The organism is Primorskyibacter flagellatus, from assembly GCF_900176485.1.
GTDB classification, from domain to species: Bacteria; Pseudomonadota; Alphaproteobacteria; order Rhodobacterales; family Rhodobacteraceae; genus Primorskyibacter; species Primorskyibacter flagellatus.
This window is the reverse complement of sequence record NZ_FWYD01000011.1, coordinates 94,692-100,826: the sequence shown is the minus strand read 5'-3', so window position 1 is coordinate 100,826 and position 6,135 is coordinate 94,692. Positions and strand designations below refer to the sequence as shown.

The window sequence follows — 6,135 nt, the reverse complement described above, 5'->3', positions numbered from 1 at the left end:
GAATGCAAAGCCCTGGAAACCAACCAGCGCGGGCGCTATTGCCCGCAACGACGCGGTCAATGCGCAACGATATCTGGGTCGGACCGTGTGGCGACCCCAGGACGAACTCAGCGATAGAGCGGCGACAAATGTCAGTGGTCGGTAGTTCGCCGGACAGATAACTCTGCGCCAGGTTCTGGACGCGCGAGAGATTGTCAGGGCAATTTATGGACCGAAACCAACCAGAGATTCTGAGCAATTCGACCTCTGAATCATATTCGAGCAACTGCGCATCGTTCAGTCGCTGGACCGAGACTTGCAGCTGCTCCTCTGTAATCCCTGCCTCGGATGCAAGCTTTAAATCTTCCCATCTGTTGCGTCGTGGTGGAGCTAAGCCCTCAGTTGCCCAGATGGAATACCAGGGAAATCTACCTTTGATACGCTGTAGGCCGAGTGCCCTGCAAGTTCACGAGCTGCCCTGACAGATGGCATTCTCCAATATTCGGCCAGCTCTTTTGTGCTTGCTGAACCTGGATCGTTCTTGACGCTTTTCATGACCAAACCTGCATACAAAAAGGAGATCGGTTCGAGCGAGCGTTAACGGAAACGCCTTTCGATCGGTTGCTCTCGCGCTTGGCGATTGCCATCGAAAATTTGTCTTGACGCAGTTCAAGGCGCTTTCCCTGTAAGGGAAATTGACCAAATGTTTCCCAAATCCGGTGCCATTTTGAGGGTTTTTTGCCCAAGTAAGAAAATTTCAGAACTGGAGGTTTTCGCCTTGTAACCCTTATGTTTTGTTGGCTATACGCGTCGGTGGAGACGTGGCCGAGTGGTCGAAGGCGCTCCCCTGCTAAGGGAGTAGGCGGGAAACCGTCTCGAGGGTTCGAATCCCTTCGTCTCCGCCACCCACCATTTTCATTGAACCCTATGGGGCCGCTTGATAGCGTATAAGTTACTGAACTTATGCGCTCATCTGCGTTCGTTATTGTCACTGGCTTCGTTTCGATTGCGCTCAGTTCTGTTCATTTGGTGGTACGAACTGTGGTATTTTATATGGCCTATACCTCGGGAAAGCTGACGAAGAATCTGGTCCGAACGCTCGGCCCTGGTCGGCATGGCGATGGTCACGGGCTGTATCTGGTGGTCGATCCATCCGGTGCGCGGCGCTGGATCGTCCGCGTCACGGTGAAGGGACAGCGGAATCGGCAAGGAAAGCCGCTCCGCACCGATTTCGGTCTCGGCGGTGCTGACGTGGTGACGCTCAACGTGGCTCGCGAACGCGCCCTGGAGTATCGTCGCCTCGCCAAGCAGGGCCTCAATCCGAAATACCACAAGGTCCAGGACGTGCCCTGTTTCGAAGAGGTCGCCCGGCAGGTCCACATAGAGCGTCTGCCGACCTGGAAGAACCCGAAGCACGGGCAGCAGTGGATGAACACGCTTGCCGACTATGCATTCCCCAAGATCGGCCGAATGCCGGTCTCGGATATCGACCAGCCGGAAATCTTGCAGGTGCTGTCTCCGATCTGGACCGAGAAGCACGAAACCGCGCGCAGGGTGGCGCAGAGGATGAAGGCGGTCCTCGATGTGGCGCGGTCGCGCGGCTACCGCGAGGGCGAAAACCCTGTGACGGTCGTTATGGACGCTCTCGTGCTGCCGCGCGTGAAGGCCAAGGTGAAGCGCCACAATGCGATGCGCTGGCAAGACGTTCCCGCGTTCTACGCGCAGCTCTCACAGCAAAGCGGGATGGCAGCCAAGGCGCTGATGTTCACATGCTTCACGGGATGCCGAACCAGCGAGGTTCTGAGGGCTGTCTGGGAGGAATTTGATTTCGATGACCTGATTTGGACGATCCCCGAAGAGCGCACCAAAACAGGGGGCGAGCACCGTGTTCCGCTTACGGATCAGATACTGGGGATTATCGAGCCACTGAAAGCCCTTCACTTCGAAAGTGTCTTTGAAGGCCAGCGTCGGCACAAGCCGCTGTCGAACATGTCGATGCTGATGCTGTTGCGACGCATGGAGATTGAGGGTGTGACCGTTCACGGGTTCAGATCAGCATTTCGGGATTGGGCTTCCGAGGTGGGGAACCATCCGCGCGAGGTAGCGGAAATGAGCTTGGGGCACAAGGTGGGTTCGGCAGTGGAGCGGGCCTATGCGCGATCTGATCTTCTTTCCAGAAGGCGTGAACTGATGCGCGATTGGAACCTTTTTTCTTGTTCGCAATGTGGAGGCTGAACTGTGGTAACTGAAATCGAACACGTCGCGGCAAGGATTTCCCACCTGACTTTCATTTCGAAGTTTGACGCCGCGTGGCTCGCCATACGAGCCCTTCTAATCGCGACTAAGACGAAGGCCGACTTTTTAAAACTGCATACCGGGCTGCTGGAGATTCGAGCTCGAGATCAAGACCTGAAGACCGGTAGGAGGGACGCGCTTTGGCCAGCCCCTGGCTCTGATCCATTGTTGCTTGAAGGCGCTGTTCGACATGCAGTGAAGCAATGCGCTTTGGGTCAGGATGAACTGTGTCAAGACGTCATGCGTCTAGGAGATGTGCTGCGCCGGATCGTCATTCATGGGTCATCCAAGGGAACGGCATATGCTGACGCACAGGGGTTCGCCCAGCAAGAGTATAAGAGCGTACTTGATACGAAAGGGATCGAAGTCGCACGGAACTAGGACGAAGTCCTCGATCGCTACAGAAATTATGGGCGGTCTAAGAGCCCGTGCTAGCATATGTGTATCTGGACTACGCTCAAGCGCAACGACTCGCTGCGCGCGTTCCTGGTTTTGACCACTCGCACATTGTCCAGTTCCCATATCTGTTCCGAGACCTCTTGAACATGACAACGCATACCAAGCCGATCAAACAGAAAGGAATGCAAGTCATTGTTTTCAAGTAGAAAGATATTGCTTTTTCGATTGCGCTAGGACGATTGCGGCAGGCTGGACAATATGGATGCAGTCGAACGCAACCGAAGAAAGGCGATGTCGGAACAATGGAGATTTTTGAGAACGAACGTGTCTACGATGATGGTGACAAAGAGCTTGATCTTATCGCCCCTCGTGCGAAACGGGCGCAATGGCGTCACCGGCGGGTGGGCCCGGCATGGGTCAAGTTCGGTCGGCGGGTGAAATACCTCGGGCGCGATTTGAACGCTTACATCGAAGAGAACCGGGTCTCTCCTGGTGATGCGGCATAGGCTCCAAAGTACAAAGCCCCGCACGGGGCGGGGCCTTGTCGTATTCGCGTGATCACCGGAATCCTAGGACAAACGCGCCCCTGATTTCAACCCCATGACAGATGCCGAACACCGGCAATCGTCAGCCCAACCGCAATTGGGTTGACGGGAAAGGTTTGCCCTATGGCGCGCAAAAAATTTGCCATGCTCAATGTCTCGCTGCTTAACTCAGCTGCTTTTCGCGGCCTTCGAAGCTGCACAGCGAGAAACGTCTACTTCACCGCACATCTGAGTTCTCAGGCCGATTATTCCGGCTTGTTCAGGTATCCACGTTCTCTCTTTCCGCATAGTACTGCGGCCGATGTGGCCGAGGCGCCCGGAGAGTCTGCAAGATCCGGAAGGCGGCGTGGCGTTTCAAAGCCGAATCCGAGTTCCCAGACCCGATCCCGTTCCGGAAAAAGCCGATGCGGTGGCGAACAGCGCAACTGCGCGCATGGCCGGCGGGTTCGCACCATGCGTGATAGCGGGTTGCGATGCGCGCACCTCTTTCTGCAACAGTTCCCTTTGCTTGCGCTACTCTACCACCAACGCGCCCATCTTGCGGGCGTCGATGAACAGCACCTCACCGTGCCGGTCGCGTAGCTTGCCTATCCTTGCGTCGTGTTCATGTGGTGGGTGTTGTAGGGGGCCCATTTCGAATGGCTCATCATCCATTTCGGTGCACCTCGCAAATCATGTCGACCATGCGAACGCGCGCCAAGATCGAACAGAAAGCCCTATCCATTATAGATTTTTGAGCTCATGATCGGCGATGATCCTCTCGGGATGAGTTTATGCAATGAAGGCTTCATTCGCTTGGGGCGAAACCATTTTTCGCCAACGTCACCCGTAAAAAGCATGGGAGGATCCTCGCGCCAGGATCACTCTTTCTTCGTTGAGCGAAAAACCATGCCGAAAAGGCCGGCGTGGACGGCACCAGACACTGACGTGAGCTGAGATCCGTGCAGCAAAGTCGTTTGCCCGACATAAGGTCGTCGTCCTGTTGCAGCAACCGCGCGGGGCGCTCTGATCTTGGTGCCGGTGCGATTGCCGCTGTTACATTGTGCGGTGTCTCTGAATTGGTCTTCGAGGGGGCTATCCCTCCATAGCCTCCAATTCGTCGATGAACCCTTCGATCATGCTCAGGCCCTTGTCCCAGAAGGCGGGGTCGGACGCGTCAAGGCCGAAGGGTTCCAGAAGTTCCTTATGGTGCTTGGAACCGCCCGCTTTCAGCATGTCGAAATACTTTTCCTGAAAACCATCGGGGTTTTCTTCGTAGACGGCGTAAAGCGCATTCACCAACCCGTCGCCAAACGCATAGGCGTAGACGTAGAAAGGCGAATGGACGAAATGGGGGATATAGGCCCAGAACGTCTCGTATCCCTCCATGAACTCGAACCCTTCGCCAAGGCTTTCGGCCTGCACGGACATCCACAATGCGTTGATGTCGTCGGGGGTCAGTTCGCCGCTGCGCCGCGCCTCGTGCAGCTTGCATTCAAAGTCGTAAAAGGCGATCTGGCGGACGACCGTGTTGATCATGTCCTCAACCTTGCCAGCCAGCAGGATCTTGCGCTCCTGATCGGTCTTGGCGTTGTCGAGCATCCGGCGGAAGGTCAGCATTTCGCCGAACACACTTGCGGTTTCGGCCAGCGTCAGCGGGGTAGAGGACAGCATCTCGCCCTGGCCGGCGGCCAGTACCTGGTGCACGCCGTGGCCCAGCTCATGCGCCAGGGTCATCACGTCACGCGGTTTGCCGAGGTAGTTGAGCATCACATAGGGGTGCACATCCGTCACGGTGGGATGCGCGAACGCGCCCGGTGCCTTGCCCGGATTCACGCCCGCGTCGATCCAGCCCTTGTCAAAGAAGGGCTGCGCGATCTCGGCCATGCGCGGATCAAACCCGGCATAGGCGTTCATCACCGTGTCGCGGGCATCGTCCCAGCCCACAGTGCGTGTTTCTTCCATCGGCAGGGGCGCGTTGCGGTCCCAGACCTGCATGACGTCCAGCCCCAGCCACTTGCGCTTGAGTTCATAATAGCGGTGCGACAGGCGCGGGTAGGCGGCGACCACCGCGTTGCGCAGCGCCTCGACCACCTCTGGTTCGACATGGTTGGACAGGTGTCGCCCGGTCTGCGGCGTGGGCATGCCGCGCCAGCGATCGAGGATCTCTTTCTCCTTGGCCTGCGTGTTGTGGACGCGCGCGAAGATCTTGATATTCTCGGAAAAGACACGGGCCAATTCGCGCGACGCGGCCTCGCGCTTGGACCGGTCCTGTTCGGTCAGCAGGTTCAGCGTGGATTCGATATTCAGCGCGTCGCCCTCGATCTCGAACTCAAGGCTGGCGATGGTTTCGTCGAACAGCCGTTCCCATGCATCGCCGACGACGCCAAGATCGTGCAGGAATTTCTCAAGCTCGTCGGACAGTTGGAAGGGTTTCATCGAGCGGATGCGGTCAAAGACCGGCTTGTACCGGGCCAGGTCGTCGTTCTCCGCGAACAGCGTGTCCAGATGGCCATCGTCCAAACGGTTCAGTTCCAGCGTAAAAAACACCAGCGGGGTCGAGTAGTTGACCACCTTTTCCTGAAGGTCGGACAGGAATTTGGCGCGCTCGGCATCCGTGGTCAATTGGTAATAGCGCAGCCCCGCATAGCTCATCAGCCGCCCGGCGGTCGTGTCGATCTTCTCGTTCCGCAGCACGCAATCAAGGAAACCCGCCGCGTCCAGCGTGGCCAGCTTGCCTTCGTAATCGGCGGCGAAACTGGCGCAGGCCTGTTCCAGCCAATCCAGATCGCGCTTGATCTCGGGCGCGTCGGGGGCAGAGTACAGATCCGTCAGATCCCATTCCGGCAGGTTTCCAAGGTCCTTGCTGCCATTGGTTGCATTGGCGTCGAAAACGGGGCGGACGGTCATGTTGGTCTCCTTGGGCTATGCTGACTGG

The 6,135-nt window shown here is 57.1% G+C and carries 5 protein-coding genes, 1 tRNA gene and 1 pseudogene; 5 read left to right on the top strand and 2 right to left on the bottom strand.

Translation table 11 applies throughout. The features are described from left to right. The 5 genes and pseudogenes from B8991_RS21125 to B8991_RS13755 all read left to right on the top strand — a co-directional run. Nucleotides 1–94, top strand: a pseudogene (locus B8991_RS21125) (IS5/IS1182 family transposase); the annotation flags it as partial. A gap of 700 nt (nucleotides 95–794) precedes the next feature. Beyond that, nucleotides 795–884, top strand: a tRNA-Ser gene (locus tag B8991_RS13770). A 136-nt stretch (nucleotides 885–1,020) separates the two neighbouring features. After that, on the top strand, nucleotides 1,021–2,214 hold the full coding sequence (locus tag B8991_RS13765; protein ID WP_235866632.1) for a tyrosine-type recombinase/integrase: 1,194 nt from the start codon (nucleotides 1,021–1,023) through the stop codon (nucleotides 2,212–2,214). A 3-nt stretch (nucleotides 2,215–2,217) separates the two neighbouring features. After that, nucleotides 2,218–2,655 (top strand): hypothetical protein, encoded by a 438-nt coding sequence (locus B8991_RS13760; RefSeq protein WP_084353569.1) that lies wholly within the window; start codon nucleotides 2,218–2,220, stop codon nucleotides 2,653–2,655. A gap of 320 nt (nucleotides 2,656–2,975) precedes the next feature. Next, nucleotides 2,976–3,179, top strand: a complete 204-nt coding sequence (locus tag B8991_RS13755; protein WP_071972618.1) for a hypothetical protein — start codon at nucleotides 2,976–2,978, stop codon at nucleotides 3,177–3,179. A gap of 552 nt (nucleotides 3,180–3,731) precedes the next feature. Here the strand turns inward: B8991_RS13755 and B8991_RS21495 are convergent. Then, entirely contained in the window at nucleotides 3,732–3,872 is a 141-nt protein-coding gene (locus B8991_RS21495; RefSeq protein WP_179141494.1) for a hypothetical protein, read from the bottom strand. Nucleotides 3,873–4,292: 420 nt separating this feature from the next. Further along, nucleotides 4,293–6,107, bottom strand: coding sequence for a M3 family oligoendopeptidase (locus B8991_RS13750; RefSeq protein ID WP_084353568.1), 1,815 nt, complete (start codon nucleotides 6,105–6,107; stop codon nucleotides 4,293–4,295). Nucleotides 6,108–6,135 lie beyond the last annotated feature (28 nt).

Coding starts and splice junctions, on each gene's coding strand:
- B8991_RS13755 (WP_071972618.1), top strand. CDS start 2,976: ATGGAGATTTTTGAGAACGAACGTGTCTACGATGATGGTGACAAAGAG.
- B8991_RS21495 (WP_179141494.1), bottom strand. CDS start 3,872: ATGGATGATGAGCCATTCGAAATGGGCCCCCTACAACACCCACCACAT.
- B8991_RS13750 (WP_084353568.1), bottom strand. CDS start 6,107: ATGACCGTCCGCCCCGTTTTCGACGCCAATGCAACCAATGGCAGCAAG.